We start from the raw sequence: 24,014 nt of genomic DNA on the forward strand, positions 1-24,014 counted from the left end.
GGGGCACGCCAGTCGGTAGCCGACATGCAGGCAGCCGTTGCTCAACAGCGCTACATATTGGCGGCACTGGCCGGACACGGACCCGATTGGGGGCGGGATATTCCGGCAGAGCCGTTGCCCACGTTATCCACGATCACCATGCCCCGGAATTTGCCCCTACGCCTCATTGCGCACCGTCCGGATATAGTCGCTGCGCGCTGGGAAACAGAAGTCGCGGCGCAACAGGTGGGCGCGGCACGCGCGGCCTTTTATCCCGATGTGAATATCGCCTTGTTTGCGGGATGGAACAGCATTCACCTGGGAGATTTGTTCAGTCCCGGCAATCTCGCACACGCCCTTGGCCCGGTCATATCCCTGCCCATTTTCGAAGGGGGGAGATTACGCGCCCAACTGAAGGAGAAAAATGCATTATATCTAGCCACGGAAGACCATTATCGCGCCACCATCCTCGACGCAGTGCGCGAGGTTGCCGGTCGTCTGGCCACCTGGCGGCAGATACGCAAAAAACTCCGGGCACAACGGCAGATGATTTTCGCCGCCGAGCATACCACGGCGCTGGCTGAATCTGCCTTTCATTCTGGAATTACGGATAAAGCAGAAGCCTATAGCGCGCAGATTCAGGAAACGGAAATAAAAAATCAACTGCTGGCCTTAAAGATGCAAAATGCGCAATCCTGGGTATTGCTGCATTCAGCGCTGGGCGGCGGATACACTCCGAGGAAAAATCCCACATGAGCGTGCAAAAGCCCGAACATTCGAGTTCTCCCATCCAACCGGAAAAACGCACCCGGATGCTGGTGCTCGTTACCCTCATTTTTGTACTTGCCGGATTGATCTGGGCCGCGTGGTGGTTTTTGCGGGGGCAGTACCGGATAGAAACCAACGATGCCTACGTCTCCGGCAATATTACGCCGGTGAATAGCCAAACGGCCGGTACCATCAGTAGGGTACTAGTAGAAAATACCGAATTCGTCAACGCCGGACAGGTAATGGCTACCCTTCAGGCCAATCATTCCCAGCTCGCACTGCAACAGGCAGGGGCGCATCTGGCAGCGACGGTCAGGCAGGTACGCAGAGATTTCGCCAAGGTCACCGCACTGCAACAGAGCGTCACTGCCAAAAACGCCGAACTCCACAAATTAAGCAGCGATTTAATCCGCTATAAACAATCTCTGCCGAGTGGCGCTGTTTCCGCCATCCGCATTGAAGACACGCAAAACGAAATTGCTGCTGCGACAGCACAAGTAGCAGCGGCCCAAGCGGCGCTAAAAGGCACGCAAGCCATCATAGCGGGCACCACCCTGCAAACGAATCCCCTCGTGCGCCAGGCCGCGGCGCAGTTCGAACAGGCCGATATTCAATGGCAACGCCGAGTTATCCGTGCACCGGTATCGGGTTATGTCGCGGAGCGCGCCGCCTACCCCGGACTGATGGTGCACCCCGGTCAGCGCCTATTTTCCGTGGTGCCCCTCAATGATTTGTGGGTCGTAGCCAACGTCAGAGAAACCGCCATGCGGCATGTCCGCCCCGGACAACGCGTTCAATTGACCAGTTATTACTATGGCGGCGATGTCCATTATCACGGTAAAGTTCTGGGGCTGTTGCCGGGTGCCGGTAGTGCCTTCAGCATCCTGCCGCCGGAGAATGCCACCGGAAATTACATCCATATCGTCGAACGGGTGCCGGTACGTATCGCATTACCCGCCGCAGAACTCGCCAGGCATCCACTGCGGCCCGGACTCTCCATGGTTGCAGAGATTCACTGGACGCGCTCACAAAAGCATTCTGTGCTCAAAGCTCTCACTACCACACCGGTACGAGGATACCAAACTGCTATATACAATGGGGAGTTACGGCATGCCCAGCAACGCGCCGCCGCCATTATCCGCGATAACGCGTAGGCCGGCGTGACTTAGCCAAACTTGACCGAAATCAAGGAATGCACACAGGCAACCGGCTAAGCTGCAAAACGTACGGCGTTTTACTGAAGTAAATCCACGGTTCAACCACAAGGAGCAACAACAGATGGCGATCAATATCCAACTCATCCAATCCAGCGGCGCGGCAGTTAAGGACTTAGGCGTTCAGGTTGCCGAATATTTTTATAACCATATGTTCACCCATTTCCCTGAAGTGCGGAAAATGTTTCCAGGGGATATGACGGAGCAGCGGGTACGCCTTTTCAATTCCGTTATTCTGATCGCCACCAATATCAACACCATGGAAGTGCTGGTCCCCTATCTGAGGGAACTCGGTATCGGGCACATTAAATACGATACCCGCCCGGAACATTACCCCATTGTCGGCAAAAGCCTGCTCAATACCCTGAAGCACTTCCTGGGTGCGGCCTGGACGCAGGAAATGGCAGAATCCTGGATTGAGGCATACAACCTGGCCTCCACCGTTTGCATCGAGGCAGCCTACGAGGCCATGGCCCCTTCCCGCTTCGTCCCAGTGACCATCGACGACGTACCTCCCGCCGTCTGATAGACACCTTGCTATTGGCGTACCGGTTGCTCAGGTACGCCATTATTTTGAGGTATATCCGTTATGGAATATGAAATTTGTCTGGAGCCATCCGGCATCCACTTTATGGCGGATGAGCGCCAAAATATTGTCGAAGCGGCGAAACAACACGGAATTCCCATCAAACATGGTTGTGCCAGTGGTTCCTGCGGTGATTGCAAAGGCACCATTTTGTCCGGCGCCAGCGAACAGGGGCCTTTTATGCCCCTGCTGCTCCTATCCACGGAACGTGCCGCTGGCATGGCCATTCTCTGTAAACTGTATCCACGTAGTGACCTGCGTTTGCGTGCCGAGGTGGTTCCGAAGGACACCTGGACGGCCGAGATTACCCGACTCACACCACTGGCCTGGAATGTACTGGAGTTACGGCTGCGGCCAGAACGGCCTTATCCCTACCGGACCGGACAATATGCCCGCGTAGCGGTGCCGGGGCGCCCAGATCAGTGGCGCTCTTATTCCATGGCGACGCCACCGGATTCCACCGGAGAACTGGTTTTTCATATCCGTGAATTACCTGGCGGCGTATTTAGCCAATGGCTTTTTCATGCCGCGCAAACGGGTGATGAATTAACCCTGGGCGCTGCACAGGGCCAATTCACACTATGCCCGGATAATGACCGTGATATGCTCTGTATTGCCGCCGGAACCGGTCTGGCCCCCATTGAGGCGATTATTCAGGAAAGTATCGACTTGGGGCGGACCCGGCCTATCCATCTTTTTTACGGGGCCAGAAAACAGGCCGATTTTTATCATCTGGAAGAACTGGCCAGATGGTCGCAACAATATCCGCATATCACCATCACATCGACACTTTCCGATATGCATGACACCTCCTGGACCGGCGCCCACCGACTCTTGCCCACGGTTGCCGCCAACGGCCACTGGAAGGATCATGAAGTGTATCTCTGCGGTAGCCCCGGCATGATAGAAGCCGCCATCGACCTGCTGCTCTCCCATGAAGTGCAGCATGACCATATTCACTTCGATGCTTTTGCGCCTAATGGATAGTGTTCTACGATACCGCGTTTATGATGCGCCGAGCATCTTCAGCACTTCCCCCAAAGGCTGCGCACCTACTGTCTTTAGGGCGCCATCCACCACGATGGCCGGAACGGTCTTAATGCGCAGGTTACTGACTATTTCGCGCCCTTCACGATCAGCAACATCCAGCACTTCCAGCTCCATAGGCACTTTCTGGGAAGCTTCTTTCCAAACTTTTTCTGCTTGGGGGCAAACAGGACACCACTTTGAAACCAGTATTTGTACTTTCATATTTCACCTTATCAACAATACCAGTCTAATATTATGGGTACACGTTCAGATACTAGCATAGCTCACGCCGCCCAACATCATTTCTCACACGATGGAGAACGTTATGGCCGATATAGACCAGATTATGGAACACGATCATGAACGCCTGGATCAACTATTGGGACAGAGCGCACACGCTGTTTCGACTGGGGCATGGCGGGAGGCTGCCCATTTACTAGAGGTATTCCGTCACGGGATTGTTGATGGCCATATGGTGGTGGAAGAAAGCACGCTTTTCCCAGCCTTCGAGCGTAAAGAGGGTGGTGACGATCATCCACTGACAGCATTGCTACGTAAGGGCCATCAGGATTTGCGGATATTTTTTGAGGAGATGGCTGAAGCCATCCAGGATCAGGATGCGGAAACCTTCGATGATCTACTGAGCACGGTGCAATCCATTCTCAAACAACACGATGCCAAGGAAGAGATGGAACTCTATCCCTATCTCGCAGCCGCCTTACCGGATCGTGGTGAAGCAGCGGGCAAACGCATTCTGGCCTGTGAAGCGGAGACACCATCATGAGTGAATATCACGGCTGTGAATTGCCTGAGGATCTGTTTTACGATCTCGACTATGTATGGGTGCGCCCAGAAGATGACGGCACACTGACTATTGGGGTCACGGATCCCGCCCAAACCATGTCGGGGCGTTTACAAAAGGCCAGAATTAAAAAAATCGGCACCCATCTGGATGCAGGACGGCATGTGGCCACACTGGAAAGTGGTAAATGGGCAGGCGGCGTACCAGCGCCATTTGCAGGTGAAGTCATAGCACGGAATGAAGCGCTGCTGGAGGACCCGCACCTGATTAATGTTGCTCCCTATAGCGACGCCTGGATCGCCCGGATAAAACCCGATGATCCGCAACATGCATTGGATAATGTCAAAACCGGACCCGACGCTATTGAAGCGTTGGAAGCCTGGATCAAGCGTTACGGTGTGCAGTGTATGCGCTGCTCTGACTGATCTGTTTGGGAACGGCGATAATAATGCAGGATTCCGTTACCGCATGCGTCATGACGGGACTCCTTTGTCAGGCCCGCGACGCCGCCAATGGTCATGGATGCTGAAAATCAGGTGCAGCAACCACAAAACCAGCAGGATAACGGCCAACACGCGGTGCCATGGAAGGCATCCACCATGTTTCTGCCACAGCAGAATACCGATAACCACCGTGATGCTGGCGAAAATCAGGAAAAGGCCTTGCACTGGAGCATCGAGCCCCTTCCGAAATGAGGCCGAAAAGCCTATCTCTCCACGGATCTGTCGTCCCAATTGATACCGAGTTTCTGTCGAGAATAAAAACATGCGCGCCATGACCTTGTTTCCCTGCGGAGTCGCAAGCAACCAACCCCACTCCCCCATGATGAAAACGCCGGCCACCAGACCATCCGCGACATGAAAGGAAAATATCCAGTGCATCCCCGCACCCAGCAAAAAGCCCGATAGTATCTGCATGGTTACCGTCAGCACGACACCCAGAAGGATGAACAATGCCCAGCGAGGGCGGCGGGTCGTGGTCATACGATTATTTTGTCCCCCGTCACACCATCGCCGCACCCATCTGTGCGCATTTGCCATTGTCCAGTAATCCCTCGGCGGCGGGGAAATATTTCTCCATTTTCCAATGCCACATGGACTCGATCCATGCCCACAATGGGTTCCAGAGATAGCATCACGACTTTACCTCCTCTTCAACGGCTGCAGAGTCATAGTAATTTTGACTGCTATACTCAATAATTCCTTAATCCAGGTCAAGAAATCCCAGCCAATATACTGGGTTAATTTATTTCGCTATTGCTGCTCCGCCTGCAAAAAGACGGCAACCTGATGAGTAATGACTAAAATGACTTCAGACCGCTCTCAGCATATTGAAATCTCGACTTGGCGCGTATATGCGCGTCCCCTGCCCATAGGAGGCTACCACGTACTGGCTGAGCGCCTCTGGCCTCGTGGCGTGCGCAAGGCCGACCTCTCGCTGGACGCCTGGCCCAAAGACCTCACCCCCAGCACCGCCCTGCGCCAGTGGTTCGCCCACGATCCTGAGCGCTGGGACGAATTCCGCAGCCGCTACCTTGCGGAACTGGCCACACAAAAAGAAGCCGCTCTGACGCTGCTGGCCGAAGCCGCCGGGGCACCTGTTATCCTGCTCTATGCTGCCCACGACCAAGAGCACAACGGTGCGTTGGTGCTCCGCGATTTTCTGCAGACATTGGCGGAACCAACCCCCGACGCGCCCTGAATGGTGGCAGGACATCAAGGCACATCGCCTCAATGCCCTTCGACCCAGCGCCGCAGAGCGAGCGGGTCAGGGATGGCAATGATCCGGCGCTCCACTTCTATGAGTCCTGCCTTGCGTATGCGGGTCAGCACCCGGGACAGTGTCTCAGGCGTCAACCCCAGACGCGCCGCCACCACCGCTTTCTTGGCGGGGAGTTCGATGGCCGTGGGGCCATTTACCATCGGGCACAGCTCCAGCAGATAACTCACCAGCCGCTGCTCCGCCGACTCCACACTCAGATGACGCAGTTCCTTGACCAAAAAATGCAGGCGCATACTGAGGCGCGCCAGCATCTGGCGCATCAACAATGGCCGTTGCTCCAGGCTCTCGACGAAGAGGCCCAGTGGAATCTCCAGCACCGTGGTCGCCGCATCGGCCTGCGCCGTCACCGGATAGCGGCCGCCGAGAAAGGCCACCGCCTCGGCGAAAAGATCATCGGGCTGGATGATTTCGACAATTTTCTCCTGCCCGGTCGCCGCCGCCGCACTCAGATCAATTCGCCCCGATGCCAGTAAATAGAAGGATCGGGCCGACGATCCCTCGGCAAAGAGGATATCTCCTGACTCCAGAGTCAGCGGCCGGGACTGCGCCAGTAGCGGCGCGATGACGTCCTCGGGCCAGGCGGCGAAGAGCGGAGTTTGCCGCAGGCGGGGGAGCAACACCTCCTTGTTATTCTCCATGGGAAGCACTTTCTCCAGAATATGGGACGGGCAGGAAGATCAGCATCTCTTGCCACTTGCTCGCCGTCAACCACCTTGGCCGGCGTAAGGAACTATGTGGATGAAATGTCCCGCTTGCGGCGCGGCGGAGGTCATCCAGGACAGGTGCGTACGGTCAGATGGCTGTATGGCGTTTTGCCATCCATCATGGATAGAAAAGACCAAACAAGCGAAGCAACGAGTGAAACGATTGGCGTGTTTCTTGCTGTAGTTAAAACATTCTGGACAACGACGTCCTCGCTACCTGATTCTGGGCTGCGAGGATTTTTTGTAGGTGCCGCTTATTTTGGAGAAATTGTCATGGCGCGTGAACACTCTCTCAGCGTTGGCTACGTAGCTCTGGTCGATAGCGCGCCGCTGATTGTGGCCCGCGAGGGCGGCTTCTTTGCCGAACAGGGTCTACAGGTGGTCTTGCAGCGGGAACCGTCCTGGGCGAGTTTGCGCGATCATCTGCTTTTCGGTGATCTGCTGGCAGCGCATGCCCTGGCGCCGCTGCCGCTGGCAGCAACACTGGGCATCGCCTCACCGCGGGTACCGGTGATGACAGCGCTGACACTGTCCTTGAACGGCAATGCGATCACCGTGAGCACCACGCTGCACCAGCGTTTGTCAGATGCAGGCCTGACGGGCGGTGACCAGCCCCTCCTGGCGGGTCTGGCTTTGCAGCAGGTCATTCAGGCCAAACCCGCCGCCAAGCTGCGCTTTGCGGTGGTGTCACCGGTATCTAACCATCATTATCAACTGCGCCACTGGCTACAGGCGGCGGGCATTGATCCGGCAACACAGGTGCAGATCAGCGTGGTGCCACCGCGTTATATGGTAGAGGCGCTGCGCGCCGGCGAGATTGACGGATATTGTGTTGGTGAACCGTGGGGGAGCCTGGCTGCGGTCGAAGGGGTCGGGATGCCTATTGTCAGCAGTTACGCGCTCTGGAACAACATAATGGAGAAGGTGCTGGCAGTGCGCGAGGACTGGGCTTTGGCGCAGCCCGAGGTACACCAGGCCCTGATTCGCGCGGTACTGGCGGCAGGGCGCTGGCTGGATGACCCACAACACCGGCTGGAGGCGGCACCTTGGGTGGCGGCGGCCATTGATGTGCCTGCAGAAGTCGTCGCACTGGCACTGACCGGCTCGGTGCCTGGCTTGCCGCAGCGGGAGGATTTTCATGTGTTTACGCGCTATTCAGCGAATTTTCCCTGGCATTCCCATGCGCATTGGCTGGTGCGGCAGATGCAGGCGGCGGGTCAATGGCCGGAGGGTGCGGATGCCGCGACGCTCATTCCGAGTGTGTATCGCTGCGCCGAATACCGGCAGGCGGCCTATGCCCTGCAGATTCCTGTGCCGAAAGAGGATTTCGTGGCCTGGGGTGGGGAAGCACAGCCCTGGTTGCTGGCGGATGATCAGGGGGGCACGATCCGCATGGGTACCAGCCGCATTTTTGACGGGAGCAGCGTGCTGCCGTAAAGCCGCTTGCACCATGATGATGCGAAATTCTGGTGCATCTGCACCGGTATTGCGCATCGCCCGCGCTACCCGGAGGGGTTTCGCGCCCCCGCATTCCTGTGATTTTTCGGCAGAATGTCCTGTGAATACGCCGCGCGGCGGCACAGCGCCAGCACGTTCGGTCGCACAACGCAGATAATGGCACGATAACTGCTTAAAGACTCACGAGCACTGTTCACCGACGGACAGCGTTTTGGAACGAAGGCGTTCCTGGCCCACCAGCCAGGAGCGCCTTTTTTCATGTCCAGCACTCTGCCTTTAAGGAGGCCATGATGAAAGAATTTTTGACGCTGCTGCGCACCGGCAACTGGCGGGCACTGGTTGCCAGCTTTCTCTATTTCGATACCGGTTTCACAGTCTGGCTGCTCTACGGACCCCTCGCGCCGTACATGGTCAAAACCATGGGATTGACGTCAGCGGACCAGGGTTTTCTGGTGGCCGTGCCGGTGCTGGCGGCGGCAATTTTACGGGTCGGTATGGGCAATCTCTATCAGACCATGGACGGCCGTTGGCTGGCGCTCGCTGGCATTGCCCTCTCCGCCATTCCCCCACTTTTCCTGCTCTTTTATGCGGAGGCGCCCAGCTTTCCCCTGCTGATTGTCCTCGGCATTCTGCTCGGTGTGGGGGGTGCGAGTTTTGCGGTGGCCCTGCCCATGGCGGGGAGCAATTATTCCGCCAGGGTACAGGGGACGGTCCTGGGGATCGCGGCGGCTGGTAACATCGGTGCGGTGCTGGATGGCTTTCTGTTTCCGCCGCTGGCTGCCCAGTTCGGCTGGGGCCACGCCACAGCCGCCGCCCTGCCCCTGCTGGCACTGGCCGGGGTAACAATGTTCTTCTGGGGTAAGGACAGCGCGCCGAAAAGCGGGCACGTCGGACAGGCGCTGGCGGGTTTTGCGGTAACGCTGGTCGGGCTGGCCTTTCTGGCGGTGGCGACACCGTTGGGTTGGCTCGGGCTGCACGGCAAGGCGGCACTGCTGATGCTGCCGGTCTTCGGGGTGCTGCTCGCTGGTTCGGTGCTGCCGCAGCGTTACCGCCTGGCCCTCAGGGAGCGCGACACCTGGGTCATCATCCTCATCTACAGCGTCACTTTCGGCGGTTTCGTAGGGATGTCTGCCTACATCAGTCTGTTGCTGGTGTCTTTGTATCACCTGCCGAAAGTGGACGCGGGCATGATGATGGCGCTGTTCGCCTTTACCGGTGCCATGCTGCGGCCTTTGGGCGGGATCATCGCCGACCGGGTTTCCGGTGTTCTCGCCTTACGCTGGTTTCTCGGCGGCATCGCCCTGACGGACGCCGCTTTTGCCCTGTGGACCCCGTCGCTGGCCGTGGCCGCTGCCCTGCTGCTCTGCCTTTATGCCTGCTTCGGGCTGGGTAATGGCGCGACCTTTCAGCTGGTACCCCTGCGCTGGCCGCTGAAGACCGGGATCATGACGGGTATCATTGGTGCGGCGGGCGGGATCGGGGGTTTTTACCTGCCGGTAATCCTCGGTATTGCCAAGGAGGAAACCGGGACCTATCACCTTGGCTTCGCCTGCTTCGCCCTCCTCGCCACAACGGCACTGGGGCTGGTACTGGCCATGCGCCGCCACTGGCTGCCGTGGTCACAGCATGCAGTCGCCGCCCCGGACGCCGTCACCCCCCCCACTTTGCAAAGCGCAGCGGCCATAAGCGACTAACCCCCCGGCTTCAACGCCCCCGCGGAGGATACTTTTCGAGCGCACAATCTTCGCGCCAGGGAACGCTTGCCCAGACCTCCGCGGGTCCTCACAGAAATATCCTCAAAATACTGGAGAAACCCATGTCGCAATCCTTTTCACATCGACGTCATCATTACGCTGCCGCCCTCTTTGCCCTGCTGGCCAGCACCGCTCACGCAGACACCCTGACCAATGCCATCAGCCGTGGCCAGGTCAACCTCGACTTTCGTCCGCGCTATGAATTCATGTCTCAGGTGAACAAAAACGACGCCAATGCCTTCACGGTGCAAACCCTGCTCGGTCTGGAGAGCAAGCCCGTCGCCGGGATCAGCGCCGATCTGCAGTTCATCAATGTGGCCGGGATCGTCAATCAATACAATAGCCTGAAAAACGGTAAAACAGCCTATTCACTGATTCCCGATCCAGAGGAAACCAACGTCAACCAGGCTTATCTCCAGTATGCGGGCATTCCCGGTCTGCGCCTGCGCGCCGGTCGTCAGGAAATTAATCTGGATGACGAACGCTTTGTTGGTGCGGTGGGTTTCCGGCAGACGCCGCAGAGTTTCGATGCTGTCTCGGTGCAGGACGAAGCACTGCCCGATCTGACACTTTACGGGGCTTATATATGGCGGATCAAAAACATCCTCAATGAAAATGTGCCATCGCGAACCTTTCTCAGTGAGGTGAGCTGGACACCATCCCCCTTACTGAATGCTCAAGCCTTCGGCTATGGCTATGGGAATCAGGCGCATAGCGCCATTCCCGGAGCGGCGGCATGTTTTCTGGCGGGTAATGCACAGGTTTGTAACAGCACTACGCTGGGCGTACGAGTGCAAGGCGCCATTCCTCTGGGGGACGCTCTGCACCTGCCCTACGACCTGAGCTATGCCAAACAGTTACCTTATGACAGCGGGAGTGCGGCGGTGAATGCCCAGTATTATCACCTTGGCGCCGGTCTGGCGCTGCCGGAGCTCTGGCTGCATGCCGACTACATGGTCATGGGGACAAATAGTCAGGGCAGTTACGGCTTCCAAACGCCGCTCGCCACCAAACACGCCTTTAATGGCTGGGCAGAAGTTTTTCTGACCACGCCGCCCAAAGGTTTGCGTAGCCTGTACTGCACCCTCGGCGGTAAGCTCATGGGCACCCAACTGACGGCCATTTATTATGATTTCCAGGCCAACCGTGGGGGTGCGCAATATGGGCACGAGCTGGATTTGTCGGCCACCCGCAGCTTTTCCAAACACTGGGGTGCCGGGGTACAGTACGCGGATTACCGGCGCATCAGTTACGGAGTGAATACCGAGGGCGCGTGGATTTTCGTGACGGCGAAATTCTAGCCGCAGCGTCACCCAGTTGCACTGTTTTGATGCAATTGCACCAGCGACCGCACCATAATACGTCAGAGCACAGCAGTGTATACCATAACTATCTGTTTTTGTTTGCCATAAAATCAGGTACGACTATTGCTTGAAAATTTACAATGCGATCCACAATGATCGTTATAGTGCAAAACGGCAAAGGCGTCGTCAGCAATCCGGCTGACTACGCCTTTTTTCTATTTCGGGAGCCTTAAAATGATGAACCCCGTAGCTGTACAGCATCGCAAAGCGCGTCTGGTGGTGGTCGGCAACGGCATGGCGGGTATTCGCGCTGTCGAAGAACTGCTGAAAATGGCGCCGGAACTCTACGAGATTACCGTTTTTGGGGATGAACCCCATCCCAATTACAACAGGATTCTCCTCACCCCGGTGCTCGCCGGGGAGATGGCTTTGGAAGAAACCATTCTCAATCCTCTGGACTGGTATGCGGAACACGGAATTACTCTGCACACCGGAAGCCGAGTGACGACCATAGATCGGGTGAAGCGGCAAGTGCTGACCGAAGACGGATACTCCGCGCCCTACGATCGTCTGTTGTTAGCCACCGGAGCGGCGGCAACTATTGCACCCATTCCCGGCAACCATCTGCCCGGAGTGCTCCGCTATCGGGATATGTCCGATGTAGAACAACTCACCCGCAGCAGCGAGCTGGGTGGCGAAGCGGTGGTCATCGGTGGCGGCCTGCTGGGACTGGAAGTCGCCCATGGGCTGCGCGCGCGGGGCATGGGAGTGACCGTGGTGCATCGTCGTGCCTGGCCATTGGACAAGCAACTGGATGCCCGTGGCGGTGCCCTGCTGCAGAAGGCCATGGAGGACCGTGGAGTGCGCTTTCTGCTCGGCAAGGAAAGTGCCGAGATACTCGGTGATACCCACGTCACCGGCCTGCGTTTTGCCGATGACAGTGAGATTTCGGCGGACGTGCTGGTGATGACTATCGGCATCAAACCGCGCATTGCCATCGCCCAGGCTGCAGGTTTGCAATGCGAAACCGGCATTCTGGTCAATGACACCCTGCAAACCTACGACCCGCGCATTTATGCCGTCGGCGAGTGTGTGCAGCATCGCGGCCAGACTTACGGGCTGGTAGCGCCGCTGTTTGAACAGGCCAAGGTGGCCGCCAATCATCTCGCCGAGTACGGGCGGATGCGTTATCAGGGCTCGGTCACCAGTACCAAACTCAAGGTCACGGGAATTGAACTGTTTTCTGCCGGAGACTTTATGGGGGGCGAAGGGTATGAGGAAGTTACCCTGTTGGATGGTAGTCAGGGTATCTACAAGAAAGTTATTTTACAGGACAACAAGGTGGTCGGCGGTTTGCTTTATGGGGATACCAGCATCGGTCCATGGCTGTTTCAGCTCATGCGCGATGGCACGGACGTCTCCGCCTTCCGCGACAATATTGTTTTCGGCGAAACCCATCTGGGCGACTCTGGCCATGCCGGTGAAAACCAGGCTTCGCGGCTGGCCGACGGGGCCGAGATCTGCGGCTGTAATGGCGTAGCTAAGGGCAGTATCGTCAGAGCCATCCGCGAGCAAGGCCTGTTTACACTGGAGGAAGTGCGCAAATGCACCAAGGCCAGTGCCTCCTGCGGCTCCTGCACCGGGCTGGTGGAACAGTTGCTGGCCAGCACCCTCGGCGGTTTTTATGACAGCAGCCCGCAAAAAAAGGCGCTCTGCGGCTGTACCGATTTCAGCCATCAAGAGATTCGCGATGCCATTATCCAGCAAAAGCTCCTCTCCGTACGGCAGACCTTTGCCTGTCTGGACTGGCGGCACCCCGGCGGTTGCGCTACCTGTCGGCCGGCGGTGAATTACTACGTGCGCACCGCTTGGCCAGCAGAGGGTCTGGACGATGCCCAGTCTCGCTTCATCAACGAGCGCGCCCATGCCAACATCCAGAAAGATGGCACCTATTCAGTGATTCCCCGTATTTACGGCGGAGTAACCAGTCCTGCGGAGCTCAAGCGCATCGCCGAAGTGGCGGAGCGCCATAACGTGCCGATGGTGAAGTTTACCGGCGGCCAGCGTCTCGACCTGCTCGGAGTGAAAAAGGAAGACTTGCCGCAAATCTGGGCGGAGCTGGGCATGCCTTCCGGGCACGCCTACGGCAAGGCCCTGCGTACCGTCAAATCTTGTGTGGGTACTGAATTCTGCCGCTTCGGAGTGCAGGACAGTACCCGTCTGGCCATTGAGCTGGAACGAAGACTGGAGCGCATGTGGGCGCCACACAAGGTCAAACTTGCTGTCTCCGGCTGTCCGCGCAACTGTTCTGAGAGCACCATCAAGGATTTCGGCATTATCGGGGTCGATTCCGGCTGGGAACTTTACGTAGGCGGCAATGGCGGCATGAAGGTGCGTGCCGCCGACCTCCTCTGCAAGGTGAAAACCCACGAGGAAGTCCTGGAAATGGCCAAGGCCTTTTTGCAAATGTACCGGGAAGATGCCCAATACCTGGAGCGCACTGCGCCTTGGGTAGAGCGGGTTGGCCTGGACCATATCCAGGCCGTCGTCGTGGGGGACAGGGAATCCCGGCAGCAGCTTGCCGCACGCATGGACTTCGCCCTGTCACAGGAAAAAGATCCCTGGGCGGAAGCAGTTTCCGGTCGTCTGGATATTCACGCCGCGCCCCTGCGCCGCGTCCCTGCCTGAGGTGATCATGATGGAATGGTTGGAACTCGGTAGTATTGCAGAAATCCCCGCCCTCGGCGGCCGTTATGTGGATACGCCCCAGGGGCAGATCGCCATCCTGCGCAATGAAAATGACGAAGTTTTTGCGGTCAGCAATCGCTGCCCGCACCGCGGCGGCCCCCTCGCCGAGGGCTTCGTCTCCGGCAAGACGGTGTTCTGTCCGCTGCACAACTGGCAGATTGATCTGGAGAAAGGCGAGGCGATGGCGCCGGATCATGGCTGCGTGAAGAGCTTCCCAGTACGAGTCGAGGATCAGCAGGTCTGGCTCGGGCTGGAGTGGGTGGCGCCGTGACCCTGATACGGCCGCAGCTCATGCAGCCCCTGCGCCGTCTGGAGAGTAAGTCGGCCTGCCCCTACTGCGGGACCGGCTGCGGGGTCATTATCGAACATGACGGCCAGCACATTACCGGCGTGCGTGGCGACCCCGATCATCCAGCCAACTTTGGACAACTGTGCAGCAAGGGCAGCAATTTGCACCTGAGCAGTACGGGCGAGGATCGCGCCCGTGAACCGCTGCAGCGCCAGCGCGGCAGCGAAGACTGGTCGCCCCTGAACTGGTCGGAGGCGCTGACCCAGATGGCCCGCACCTGGGCCGGGATCATCCATACCCAGGGTCCGCAGGCCGTGGCCTTTTATGTTTCCGGGCAATTGCCGACGGAGGATTATTACCTCGTCAACAAACTCGCCAAGGGCTTTATCGGCACCAATCATATCGACACCAACTCGCGGCTATGCATGGCCTCGGCGGTGACGGGCTACAAATCCAGCCTCGGTATGGACTCGGTGCCCTGCTGCTATGAAGACCTCGACAGCGCCGATTGTCTTTTTATCGTCGGCGCCAACGTCGCCTACGCCCACCCGATTCTCTTTCGCCGCATCGAGGCAGCCAAAGTGCGCCGCCCGGAGCTCCGGATTATCGTCGCCGACCCGCGACGCACGCCGACGGCGGCCATCGCCGATGTGTTTCTGCCGATTCAGCCCGGCACCGATGTCGCCCTCTTTCACGGCATGCTGCATATCCTGATCTGGGAAGGGCTCGTCAACCGCACCTTCATTGAGGCGCATACCGAGGGCTGGGAAGAACTCAAGGCGCGGGTGCAAAACTACACCCCCCAACGGGTGGCGGAGACCTGCGCCATTCCGCTCGCCGATCTACGCGCCGCGGCGCTGGCCTTCGGGCAGGCCCCGGCTGCCCTCTCCCTCTGGTGTCAGGGGCTCAATCAATCCAGCCACGGTACCGACAAAAATGTCGCTCTTATCAACCTGCACCTGGCCACCGGGCAAATCGGCCGACCCGGCGCTGGCCCCTTCAGCCTGACCGGGCAGCCCAATGCCATGGGTGGGCGCGAAACTGGCGGCATGCCCGCCCTCCTCCCCGGTCACCGCGAAGTGGCCAACCCGGAGCACCGCGCCGAAATCGCGGAGCTCTGGGGCGTGGAGAGTCTGCATCCGCAGCCCGGCTACACCGCCGTGCCCCTTTTTCAGGCGCTGGAACGCGGCGAGATTGCAACGATCTGGATCACCTGCACCAACCCAGTGCTGTCCATGCCCGATTTGACACAAGTACAGCGCGCTCTAAAAAAATCCCGCCTCGTCATCTTGCAGGACAGCTATCTCGGCACCGAAACCGCCGCCTATGCCGATCTTCTGCTCCCCGCTGCCAGTTGGGGCGAGCGCGATGCCTTGGTTACCAACTCCGAACGGCGCATCACCCACCTGCAGGCTGCTGTTCCGGCGCCGGGCAGCGCCCTGCCGGACTGGGTCATCTTCCGGGATTTCGCCTTTGCGCTGGGTGAGGCACTGGATGCCCTCGATCACCCACTGCCGGGCACCCGAGACGCTTCCTGGGCCAATCGCGCCCGGCGTATGTTTGATTTTGCCGACTCCGCCGGCATCTTTCTGGAATACCGGGAATGCACCCGGGGCCGCGATCTGGACATCACCGGCCTCGATTTCAGCGTGCTGGACGAACTGGGGCCGCAGCAATGGCCCTATCCGCAGGGCGCGCAAGCAGGGCAGGTTCGCCTCTACGCCGACGGCATTTTCCCGACGCCCAGCGGTCGCGCCCGTTTCCGCAGCCCGGAATACCTCGGGGTCGCCGAAGAAATCGACGCCCATTATCCTCTGCGCCTGACCACCGGTCGCCTGCGCGATCAGTGGCACAGCATGAGCCGCACCGGCAAGGTGGCGGCCCTTTTCGCCAGCGACGAAGAAGCCTTTCTCGAAATACACCCCGATGACGCCCAACGCCTGAACCTCAGCAGCGATGTCCTCGCCAAAGTTAGTAGCCGGCGCGGCAGCAACATCCTCCGAGTGCGCATCAATGGCGATTTGCAACCGGGATTGATCTTCGCCCCCATGCACTTCGGGCGCCGCTTTGCCCCCGCCGCCCTCTGCAATCAACTGACTCTCGCTGCCATTGATCCCATTTCCGGCGAGCCGGAGTTCAAGCACACGGCAGTGCGGGTGGAGCCGGTGATTTTCCCCTGGCAGGGTACGATCCTGCGCTTGAACGATCGGGATATCTATTTTCACGCCGCCCAGCGTATCGCCCGGCAATTCCCCTATGCGAGCCTCAGCCGCATCCGTCGGGGCGAACGCGAGGGTTTTATCCTCCGCCTCGCTGGCGAACAGGCCCCGGCAGCCGGCGAGATTCACGCCTGGGATCAAGTACTGGGTATGGATGGCATCGACATTCTCGACTATGATGATGGCCGTCGCGGTGTGCGCAAACGCCTCTGCATCCGGGGCAACCAGCTCCATGCCGCCCGCCTCTTCGGGGAAGACGCCACCCGCGACTGGCTGCGTGAACTGTTGTTAAGCGCCGCGGACGTCCAATCCTACCGGCACGCCCTCTTCGCCCCCAAAGTGCCCGTCGATATGGGCGCATGGGTGGGCTCGCGGGGCGTTTGCGCTTGCGCCGGAGTGGATGAGCGCACCCTGCGGCAGAGTATCGAAGCGGGCGCGCTCACCCTCGGCCAGATTGCGCAGGTCTGTGGTGCGGGCGGCGAATGCGGCTCCTGCAAACCGGAAATCCTCGACATTATCCGCCGCGTGCGCCAAGAGGTCTCATGAACACCATACCCCTGAACCTGAATCAGATCGTCGGCCGCGTCGCACGTGGACGCGAACACGCCGAAGACCTGTCCCTGGAAGAGGCCCAATCCCTCTTTGCCGCCTGGCTGGCAGGCGATCTCCGTGACCTCGTGGCCGGAGCCCTGTGGGCCGCCTATCGTATCAAGGGCGAATCCGTAGATGAACTGCGCGGTTTTGTCAGCGCCAGTGAGGCGAGCCTGCTGCCCGTTTCCATCGACAGTACTTATCGCCCGGTGGTTTTCCCGAGCTACAACGGGACCCTGCGCGGCGCCAATTTGTTGCCCTTGCTGGCGTTGATTCTCGCCCGTTGCGGCGTGCCGGTATTACTGCACGGCCCGGCAGTGAGCACGGCGGGGAACGCTATGACACTCACCGACCACGATCCCTCCGGACGGGTCAGCAGTGCGCAGATTTTTGCTGGATTCGGTCTGCCCATCGCCCATGATAGCGCGCATGCAAGTAAACTGTTGCAGCAACAGGGTCTCAGTTACCTGCCGATAGAGCAACTACACCCAGGCATCGGCCAGATGCTCCAGCTCCGCCAGCAACTCGGCGTCCGCTCCAGCGCGCATACCGTCGTCAAACTCATCAATCCTTTCCAAATATCTGCAGTACACTGCGCCGGGGTCACCCACCCGCCTTATCTGGAGCTTCTGCAAGCCTTTTTTAGCACAACCGGGCGTAGTGCCCTCTGCCTGCGCGGCACCGAGGGCGAACCCTTCGCCAACCCCAAACGCCGCCCCGACCTGCACACCTGTGTGGCGGGAAATTGCGCCCTGTGGATGGCCAAAGACGATAAGCCGCTGGCCCAGATCCCGGTACTGCCCGAGGATCACAGCGTTAGCGCCACCTGCCGCTTCATGGAGCAGGTCCTTGCCGGCCGCACCCCTTTGCCCGCGCCGCTGGCCGATCAGGCGCTCTGCCTCCTCTCTCTCAGCGGCCGCAGCGCGGACGTGGACAGTGCCCGAGCGCTCTTGTCCCAGACACTTTCCAGCAATGCGGAATAGCCGGAGACCTCAGCATGCAAAAGCCCTCCTTCCCTAAAGTCTCCATCGTCGGCGCTGGCCCCGGTGATCCCGAACTGCTGACCCTCAGGGCGGCACGCCGCATCGCCGAGGCGGAGATCATCTTCTACGACGCCCTCGCCAACCCGCAGATCCTCGACATGGCGGCGGACAGTTGCCGCAAAGTCGAGGTTGGCAAGCGTGGCGGCCAGAACTCGACCCCGCAATTGCTCATCCACGAACAACTCATCCGCGCCGCGCTGCAAGGTCTGCGGGTAGTGCGGCTGAAGGGCGGCGACCCCTTCCTCTTCGGACGCGGCGGCGAGGAGTGCCTGGCCCTGCGCGCCGCCGATATCGATTACGAAATCATCCCCGGCATCTCCAGCGGCATGGCGGCAGCAGCCTATGCGGGGGTGCCGCTCACCCATCGTCACCGCAGCCAGTCGGTGCTCTTTCTCACCGGTCATGAAGCACGCGGCGGCAAAGCACCGGACTGGTCGCGCTACGCCCAAGCAGCCGATACTCTGGTAATCTACATGGGCATCGAGCGGGCGGCTGGCATTTGCGCGGCACTCATGGCAGGCGGCCTCGCGGCGGAAACTCCCTGCCTCGCCGTACAATGGGCCACCCTGGAACAAAAACAGGTACGGGCGACCCTGGCACAGCTTAGTGCGGAAATCGTCCGCGCCGGACTGGGCAGCCCGGCCATTCTGATTATCGGGGCCGTGGTTGATCTCGCCGATCTCTGTGCCTGGCTGCCCAGAACAGAAGAGGCGGCGCGCCACTTACTGCAACAACCTTAAGGAGTTACCTTGCCTGAAGTGCAGTTCCTGCTGGCTCACGGTTCACGCAACCCCCAATGGCGATTCCCCTTCGAGGTGATTGCCGCGCGCCTGCAGGTATCCCAGCCGCAGCGGCGGATCATCCTCTGCTATCTGGAATTATGGACCCCGGGCCTGGACGAGGCCATGCGCGAAGCTTATGCAGCCGGGCTGCGCCAGTATCGTATTTCGCCGCTTTTCTGGAGTAGTGGCCGACACTTGCAGGAAGATTTACCCGCCCTCGTCGCCCAACTCCAGGCCGAATTGCCCGGCTGCGAGATCCGCATCGACGGCCCTCTGGGCGAATCAGAAATGATTATCCGCGCCGCGCTGCAAGCCTTGCAATGAACCCATGCACCGCATCATCCTGATTGACAACAACACCGAGCGCGCCGAGATTCTGCGCGCGGCGCTCAGTCTGGAGGGCCATCAGATCGCCGATATTTTCTCGTGGGCGGAGCTTTCCTGGCAGCGCCTGGAAAAACTGCAACCCGACGTCATCATCGCCGAAGCGGGCACACCGGAACGCGACGTCCTCGAACACATCGTCTTCCTTAGCGAGACTTTGGAACTGCCCGTCGTCGTCCTCGGCGCCCCCGAAGATGAAGACACCATGCGCCGCGCCATCCGCGCCGGGGTCGCCGCCTACGTCGCCCACGGCATCTCCGCCCGCGACATCGCCCCCATCCTCAAGGTCGCCGCTCTACGCTATGCCGAATACCGGCAACTGCGCAAGGAACTCAAAGACACCCAGAACGCCCTTTCCGAGCGCAAGCTGGTAGAAAAAGCCAAAGGCCTCCTCATGCGCGACATGCAGATTGACGAAGCCGAGGCCTACCGCCGCCTGCGCCGCCTCGCCATGGATAAGGGCAAAAAGCTGGCGGAGATCGCGGAGATGGTGATTGCTATTTGCCCTTAACCACGTCTTGCACCTTGATCACTCCGACCAGAGCATATCAACGCGCCGCCCTGCCCCGCCCTCCCCGCCGACCCCGGCAGGCGTCCACGCGATTTTTCCGCAATCCGCGCGGCAAGGGCTGACCCTCCAGATAAACCGACAGGAATTGCAAGGTGGCAGACGCACTCAGGGCGATCAGTTTGACCCCCTTGCCCTTGGGCAGATTTTTGACCTCGGCAAGGGGAAACAGCAGGCCATACCCGTCTGAAGACAAACAGAGTGTTTCTGCCTGAAGGTCGGTGACCGGCACCAGCGGCAACGGTCGCTCATCCGCGCTCAAGGTCAAAAAGACCTTGCCCGCCCGATTGCGTCCAGTCAGTTTTTCCAGGGTGGTCAGGAATCCATAGCCACCGGTTCCGGCCACCAGCCACAGGCTGTCGCTGGCGCCGCAGGCTACGGATGCCAGCGCGCCGCCCGGCTGAAAATCCACCTGACTCGACACGGGAATGCCGTCGCCGCGACCACCGGGTATTTGCGCCACGGCGATAGAATAGGCACGCCCAGAATTATCCAACAAGGCCAGCGTATCTACAGATCGCACCTCGAAGGCTTGCAACAAGGCATCGCCTTCCTTGAACCCCAGAGCCGTCGTATCCAGTCCGTGACCGGAGCGGGTACGCAGCCAGCCCTTTTGCGAGACGATCACCGTAACGGGTTCGTCGGTGACGGCAGCGGCAATGGTCTGGATGGATTTGTTGGTGATCGCCGTATCGGCTTCCAGAAGAGTGCGACGATCATCCCCGAATTTTTTCGCGTCGGCGGTGATTTCTTCAGCAATCAGTGCCCGCAGTCGGGACTCGTCCTGCAGGAGCGCGCTCAGGTACGCGGCCGTTTCCCGTTTGTCAGCCAGTTCCTTTTCCAGCTCAATGCCGGCCAGTCGCGCCAGTTGCCGCAGGCGAATCTCCAGGATGTCTTCTGCCTGAATCTCGCTGAGATCAAAATGGGCCATGAGGTCGGCCTTGGGGTCGTCGGACTCGCGGATTACACGGATCACCGCGTCAATATCCAGCAGCACCCGTAAACGGCCTTCGAGAATATGGATGCGCGCCAGGGCCTTGTCGAGGCGGAACTGGCTACGCCGCCGTACGGTAGTCACCCGATAGCGCACCCACTGCCGTAATATCCGGGTGAGCGGCATACACGGTGCTTTGCCATCCAGATCCAGCACCGTGAGATTCACCGACTGATTGGATTCCAGCGAGGTGCGGGCCAGCAGGTAGGTCATCAGACTCTGCGGGTCCTGATTGCGCGAGCGCGGCTCGATGACGATCCGCACGGCATGGGCCTTGCCCGACTCGTCGCGCACGGTATCCATCTGGGACAGCATGGCGTTTTTTGTCGTCTGCTGCTCCGGGGTAAGCGCCTTTTTTTTGCCTTCCCCTTTGGCTTGCGGGTTGGAAAGGGTTTCTATCTCCGAGAGGATTTGTGCGGTGGACACCCCCGGCGGCAGTTGCTGTACCGCGATACGCCACTCCCCGCGCGCCAGCTTTTCGACCTCCCAGCGGGCACGCACCCGGATGCTGCCGCGCCCCGACAGATAGGCCTCGCGGATTTGCCCGGGCGTCGAGATAATCTGGCCACCGCCAGGGAAGTCGGGACCGGGAATCTGCTGCAGTATTTCGTCATCGGCCATGTCCGGGCGCAAGACCAACTCCGCACAGACCTGCGCCAGTTCGCGCAAATTGTGGGGCGGAATCTCTGTAGCCATGCCGACCGCGATGCCGGAGGCGCCGTTCATCAGCAGGAAGGGCAACCGGGCGGGCAAGGTGACGGGTTCTTCCAGCGTACCGTCATAGTTGCTGCGAAAATCGACGGTGCCCTCGTCCATTTCTGCCAGCAGCAACTCGGAAATGGGGGTCAGATTGGCTTCGGTGTAGCGCATGGCGGCGGCCGAGTCGCCGTCCAGAGAGCCGAAGTTGCCCTGCCCATCCACCACCGGGTAGCGCAAGGTGAAGTGCTGGGCCATACGCACCATGGCGTCATACACCGAAGTGTCGCCGTGGGGGTGCCACTTGCCGATCACCTCGCCCACCACCCGGGCGGACTTGACATGCTTCGGTGAGCGTTGCAGCCCCATATCGCGCATGGCATAGAGAATCCGCCGTTGCACCGGTTTCTGGCCATCGGCCAGCGCCGGAATCGCCCGCCCGGTTACCACACTCATGGCGTAGGCCAGGTAAGCACGCGCGGCATATCCCGCGAGCGGCGGCTCTGGAGGTTCGCCAGAGTCCGGGGCAGCATCCCCGGATGGCGGAGGCGGTGATGCTGGCGAGGCCGCGGATAATGCAGCGACTTCCTGCACCGCTTCGGGTGACACCAGCGCGGGAGCGTTACCGGTGACCGCCCCGGTTTCCGGGGAGTGCGCATTACCGATGAGATCAAAAAGATCCCGGGTGTTAGCCATACTTGAAACTCCTCGCCTTAAATATCAATATCTGCCGTCCAGCCATCCCGCTCCATCCATTCGCGACGCCCGCCAGCGGACTGTTTGGCCATCAGCAGGCCGAAGCGGGTATGCAGTGCCGCCTGGTCGGCAGCCGTCATGGACAACGGAACAAGGGAACGGGTGTCGGGGCACATGGAGGTTTCCCAGAGCTGATCCGGATTCATCTCACCCAGGCCCTTGAAACGCTGCACCGAGATGGCACTTTCCTTGACGCCTTCGGTGCGCAGGCGATCTATCGCCGCGTCCCGCTCCGCCTCGGCCTCACAGTAGATTTTACGGGCCTTACCGCGCCAGGTGGTATCCACCCGGTATAAAGGCGGCTTGACCACGAACACATGGCCGCGCTGCAACAGCGCCGGGAAGTGCCGCAGGAACAGGGTCAGGATCAGCACCTGAATATGGCTGCCGTCCACATCGGCATCGGACAGGATCATGATTTTGCCGTAGCGCAGCCCGGCCAGCACCCGATCCGGGTCCGCCTGAAAACTGTGTGCCTCAATGCCCAGGGCCACCGCCATATTGTGGACTTCCTGGTTTTTGAAGATCTGGTCCGCATCCACTTCCCAGGTATTGAGCACCTTGCCCCGCAACGGCAGCAAGGCCTGATATTCTTTATCGCGCGCCGCTTTGGCGGAACCGCCGGCAGAGTCCCCTTCGACCAGAAACAACTCATTGCGCTGAATATCCTCACTTTCACAATCCGTCAGTTTGCCGGGAAGTGTCGCCAGGCCCGAGCCCTTCTTACGCTCGATTTTTTGCGCGGCGCGGGTACGAGCCTGGGCATTCTGGATCGCCAACTCTGCGATCGCCTTCCCCGCATCCGGATGACTGTTGAGCCAGAGTTCCAGCGGATCACGCACGGTCTGCGCCATCAGCTTATGGGCGTCGCGGCTGGTGAGCTTGTCTTTGGTCTGCCCCTGAAACTGCGGATCGAGCACGCGAGCCGACAGCACCAGCGCCATCTTACCGGTAACATCATCCTGTACCAGTTTGAGCTTGGCGGGAACGAGGCTGTGGTGCTCCATAAAACTGCGCACCGCCTCAAAAACCCCGGCCCGAAAGCCCGACTCGTGGGTACCGCCGTCCAGCGTCGGGATCAGATTGACGTAAGTTTCCGGGTTAGGGGCGGCGCCGTTAATCCAACAGAGCGCCCAGCCCGCGCCCTCCCCTTTCGCGAAACCGTTACTGTCCCCGTCCTGATAGGAGGCTCCCGCAAAAATCGCCGTGGCCAGTTCGATATCAGCGACGATTTCCGCGAGGTATTCCGCCAGACCTTCGCTATATTTCCAGACGACGGGTTCCTGCTCCGGCAGGGTGAGGCTCACTTGCAGGCCAGGGAGGAGGATGGCCTTGGCGCGCAGCAGATGGGTGAGCTCGCGGATATTGATTTTGGCCGAGTCGAAATACTGCCCGTCCGGCCATACCTGAACCCGCGTGCCATGGGTGCGCGGGCCGCAGTCTTCCAGTCGGGTCAGCGCTTCGCTCACATCCCCCTGCGTAAACACCAGGCGATAGCGACCGTTCCCCGATCCCTGGGGGTCGCGGGTTTTGATCTCGACTTCCACCCGCTGGGACAGGGCAT

Annotated in this window: 22 protein-coding genes; 17 read left to right on the top strand and 5 right to left on the bottom strand. The window is 59.6% G+C overall.

Annotated features, from left to right (window positions below; all coding sequences use genetic code 11):
- From AC2VNK_RS01300 to AC2VNK_RS01315, 4 genes are all read left to right on the top strand, one after another.
- On the top strand, window positions 1-735 hold a 735-nt coding region (locus AC2VNK_RS01300; RefSeq protein ID WP_486882521.1), incomplete at its 5' end, for a TolC family protein.
- Window positions 732-1,901, top strand: a complete 1,170-nt coding sequence (locus tag AC2VNK_RS01305) for an HlyD family secretion protein (protein WP_486882522.1) — start codon at window positions 732-734, stop codon at window positions 1,899-1,901. The genes AC2VNK_RS01300 and AC2VNK_RS01305, both read left to right, overlap by 4 nt.
- Window positions 1,902-2,025: 124 nt before the next feature.
- The gene (locus AC2VNK_RS01310) at window positions 2,026-2,487 is read left to right on the top strand and encodes a globin domain-containing protein (protein WP_291523895.1); all 462 of its coding nucleotides are present in this window, start codon (window positions 2,026-2,028) and stop codon (window positions 2,485-2,487) included.
- A gap of 63 nt (window positions 2,488-2,550) precedes the next feature.
- On the top strand, window positions 2,551-3,534 hold the full coding sequence (locus tag AC2VNK_RS01315; RefSeq protein ID WP_486882523.1) for a 2Fe-2S iron-sulfur cluster-binding protein: 984 nt from the start codon (window positions 2,551-2,553) through the stop codon (window positions 3,532-3,534).
- Window positions 3,535-3,552: 18 nt separating this feature from the next.
- On the opposite strand, the gene AC2VNK_RS01320 is transcribed toward AC2VNK_RS01315, so the two are convergent.
- Window positions 3,553-3,798, bottom strand: coding sequence for a thioredoxin family protein (locus tag AC2VNK_RS01320; RefSeq protein WP_014029440.1), 246 nt, complete (start codon window positions 3,796-3,798; stop codon window positions 3,553-3,555).
- Window positions 3,799-3,901: 103 nt separating this feature from the next.
- Between AC2VNK_RS01320 and AC2VNK_RS01325 the strand changes: the two genes are divergently transcribed.
- The gene (locus AC2VNK_RS01325) at window positions 3,902-4,360 is read left to right on the top strand and encodes a hemerythrin domain-containing protein (protein ID WP_291523887.1); all 459 of its coding nucleotides are present in this window, start codon (window positions 3,902-3,904) and stop codon (window positions 4,358-4,360) included.
- The gene (locus AC2VNK_RS01330; RefSeq protein WP_486882524.1) at window positions 4,357-4,803 is read left to right on the top strand and encodes a biotin/lipoyl attachment domain-containing protein; all 447 of its coding nucleotides are present in this window, start codon (window positions 4,357-4,359) and stop codon (window positions 4,801-4,803) included. The genes AC2VNK_RS01325 and AC2VNK_RS01330 overlap by 4 nt, the downstream gene beginning before the upstream one ends.
- Window positions 4,804-4,851: 48 nt before the next feature.
- Here the strand turns inward: AC2VNK_RS01330 and AC2VNK_RS01335 are convergent, their stop codons facing one another.
- Window positions 4,852-5,361, bottom strand: a complete 510-nt coding sequence (locus AC2VNK_RS01335) for a hypothetical protein (RefSeq protein ID WP_486882525.1) — start codon at window positions 5,359-5,361, stop codon at window positions 4,852-4,854.
- A 322-nt stretch (window positions 5,362-5,683) separates the two neighbouring features.
- Here AC2VNK_RS01335 and AC2VNK_RS01340 point away from each other — a divergent pair, with 322 nt between their 5' ends.
- A complete protein-coding gene (locus tag AC2VNK_RS01340) occupies window positions 5,684-6,079 on the top strand; it encodes a DUF488 domain-containing protein (RefSeq protein ID WP_486882526.1) in 396 nt (131 codons plus the stop codon).
- A gap of 29 nt (window positions 6,080-6,108) precedes the next feature.
- Here AC2VNK_RS01340 and AC2VNK_RS01345 read toward each other — a convergent pair whose 3' ends face one another.
- Window positions 6,109-6,798 (bottom strand): Crp/Fnr family transcriptional regulator, encoded by a 690-nt coding sequence (locus AC2VNK_RS01345; RefSeq protein WP_486882527.1) that lies wholly within the window; start codon window positions 6,796-6,798, stop codon window positions 6,109-6,111.
- A 339-nt stretch (window positions 6,799-7,137) separates the two neighbouring features.
- Between AC2VNK_RS01345 and AC2VNK_RS01350 the strand changes: the two genes are divergently transcribed.
- The 10 genes from AC2VNK_RS01350 (at window position 7,138) to AC2VNK_RS01395 (ending at window position 19,947) form a co-directional block, all read left to right on the top strand.
- Window positions 7,138-8,301, top strand: coding sequence for a CmpA/NrtA family ABC transporter substrate-binding protein (locus AC2VNK_RS01350; RefSeq protein WP_486882528.1), 1,164 nt, complete (start codon window positions 7,138-7,140; stop codon window positions 8,299-8,301).
- 308 nt (window positions 8,302-8,609) lie between these two features.
- The gene (locus AC2VNK_RS01355) at window positions 8,610-10,016 is read left to right on the top strand and encodes an MFS transporter (RefSeq protein WP_486882529.1); all 1,407 of its coding nucleotides are present in this window, start codon (window positions 8,610-8,612) and stop codon (window positions 10,014-10,016) included.
- 122 nt (window positions 10,017-10,138) lie between these two features.
- On the top strand, window positions 10,139-11,377 hold the full coding sequence (locus AC2VNK_RS01360) for an alginate export family protein (protein WP_486882530.1): 1,239 nt from the start codon (window positions 10,139-10,141) through the stop codon (window positions 11,375-11,377).
- A gap of 237 nt (window positions 11,378-11,614) precedes the next feature.
- Entirely contained in the window at window positions 11,615-14,068 is a 2,454-nt protein-coding gene (gene nirB, locus AC2VNK_RS01365; RefSeq protein WP_486882531.1) for a nitrite reductase large subunit NirB, read from the top strand.
- 7 nt (window positions 14,069-14,075) lie between these two features.
- Window positions 14,076-14,399 (top strand): nitrite reductase small subunit NirD, encoded by a 324-nt coding sequence (nirD, locus tag AC2VNK_RS01370; RefSeq protein ID WP_486882532.1) that lies wholly within the window; start codon window positions 14,076-14,078, stop codon window positions 14,397-14,399.
- A complete protein-coding gene (locus tag AC2VNK_RS01375) occupies window positions 14,396-17,182 on the top strand; it encodes a nitrate reductase (RefSeq protein ID WP_486882533.1) in 2,787 nt (928 codons plus the stop codon). Before nirD ends, AC2VNK_RS01375 begins: the two co-directional genes overlap by 4 nt.
- A complete protein-coding gene (gene ybiB / locus AC2VNK_RS01380) occupies window positions 17,179-18,210 on the top strand; it encodes a DNA-binding protein YbiB (RefSeq protein ID WP_486882534.1) in 1,032 nt (343 codons plus the stop codon). Before AC2VNK_RS01375 ends, ybiB begins: the two co-directional genes overlap by 4 nt.
- A gap of 14 nt (window positions 18,211-18,224) precedes the next feature.
- Window positions 18,225-19,010, top strand: coding sequence for a uroporphyrinogen-III C-methyltransferase (gene cobA / locus AC2VNK_RS01385; RefSeq protein WP_486882535.1), 786 nt, complete (start codon window positions 18,225-18,227; stop codon window positions 19,008-19,010).
- A gap of 18 nt (window positions 19,011-19,028) precedes the next feature.
- The gene (locus AC2VNK_RS01390) at window positions 19,029-19,376 is read left to right on the top strand and encodes a sirohydrochlorin chelatase (RefSeq protein ID WP_291524423.1); all 348 of its coding nucleotides are present in this window, start codon (window positions 19,029-19,031) and stop codon (window positions 19,374-19,376) included.
- A 4-nt stretch (window positions 19,377-19,380) separates the two neighbouring features.
- Window positions 19,381-19,947 (top strand): ANTAR domain-containing response regulator, encoded by a 567-nt coding sequence (locus tag AC2VNK_RS01395; RefSeq protein ID WP_486882536.1) that lies wholly within the window; start codon window positions 19,381-19,383, stop codon window positions 19,945-19,947.
- A gap of 37 nt (window positions 19,948-19,984) precedes the next feature.
- Here the strand turns inward: AC2VNK_RS01395 and parC are convergent, their stop codons facing one another.
- Window positions 19,985-22,390 (bottom strand): DNA topoisomerase IV subunit A, encoded by a 2,406-nt coding sequence (gene parC, locus AC2VNK_RS01400; protein WP_486882537.1) that lies wholly within the window; start codon window positions 22,388-22,390, stop codon window positions 19,985-19,987.
- 17 nt (window positions 22,391-22,407) lie between these two features.
- Window positions 22,408-24,014, bottom strand: a 1,607-nt coding sequence (locus AC2VNK_RS01405; protein WP_486882538.1) for a toprim domain-containing protein, incomplete at its 5' end; no start/stop codon positions are given.

The organism is Acidithiobacillus sp. TH-A35 (assembly GCF_057473505.1).

Bases quoted from the DNA above. Each gene is read 5' to 3' on its own strand.
- AC2VNK_RS01345 (WP_486882527.1), bottom strand. From the start codon at position 6,798: ATGGAGAATAACAAGGAGGTGTTGCTCCCCCGCCTGCGGCAAACTCCG.
- nirB (WP_486882531.1), top strand. From the start codon at position 11,615: ATGATGAACCCCGTAGCTGTACAGCATCGCAAAGCGCGTCTGGTGGTG.
- AC2VNK_RS01320 (WP_014029440.1), bottom strand. From the start codon at position 3,798: ATGAAAGTACAAATACTGGTTTCAAAGTGGTGTCCTGTTTGCCCCCAA.
- cobA (WP_486882535.1), top strand. From the start codon at position 18,225: ATGCAAAAGCCCTCCTTCCCTAAAGTCTCCATCGTCGGCGCTGGCCCC.
- AC2VNK_RS01355 (WP_486882529.1), top strand. From the start codon at position 8,610: ATGATGAAAGAATTTTTGACGCTGCTGCGCACCGGCAACTGGCGGGCA.
- AC2VNK_RS01360 (WP_486882530.1), top strand. From the start codon at position 10,139: ATGTCGCAATCCTTTTCACATCGACGTCATCATTACGCTGCCGCCCTC.
- AC2VNK_RS01350 (WP_486882528.1), top strand. From the start codon at position 7,138: ATGGCGCGTGAACACTCTCTCAGCGTTGGCTACGTAGCTCTGGTCGAT.
- nirD (WP_486882532.1), top strand. From the start codon at position 14,076: ATGATGGAATGGTTGGAACTCGGTAGTATTGCAGAAATCCCCGCCCTC.
- ybiB (WP_486882534.1), top strand. From the start codon at position 17,179: ATGAACACCATACCCCTGAACCTGAATCAGATCGTCGGCCGCGTCGCA.
- AC2VNK_RS01315 (WP_486882523.1), top strand. From the start codon at position 2,551: ATGGAATATGAAATTTGTCTGGAGCCATCCGGCATCCACTTTATGGCG.
- AC2VNK_RS01335 (WP_486882525.1), bottom strand. From the start codon at position 5,361: ATGACCACGACCCGCCGCCCTCGCTGGGCATTGTTCATCCTTCTGGGT.
- AC2VNK_RS01325 (WP_291523887.1), top strand. From the start codon at position 3,902: ATGGCCGATATAGACCAGATTATGGAACACGATCATGAACGCCTGGAT.
- AC2VNK_RS01310 (WP_291523895.1), top strand. From the start codon at position 2,026: ATGGCGATCAATATCCAACTCATCCAATCCAGCGGCGCGGCAGTTAAG.
- AC2VNK_RS01395 (WP_486882536.1), top strand. From the start codon at position 19,381: ATGCACCGCATCATCCTGATTGACAACAACACCGAGCGCGCCGAGATT.
- AC2VNK_RS01340 (WP_486882526.1), top strand. From the start codon at position 5,684: ATGACTTCAGACCGCTCTCAGCATATTGAAATCTCGACTTGGCGCGTA.
- AC2VNK_RS01330 (WP_486882524.1), top strand. From the start codon at position 4,357: ATGAGTGAATATCACGGCTGTGAATTGCCTGAGGATCTGTTTTACGAT.
- parC (WP_486882537.1), bottom strand. From the start codon at position 22,390: ATGGCTAACACCCGGGATCTTTTTGATCTCATCGGTAATGCGCACTCC.
- AC2VNK_RS01305 (WP_486882522.1), top strand. From the start codon at position 732: ATGAGCGTGCAAAAGCCCGAACATTCGAGTTCTCCCATCCAACCGGAA.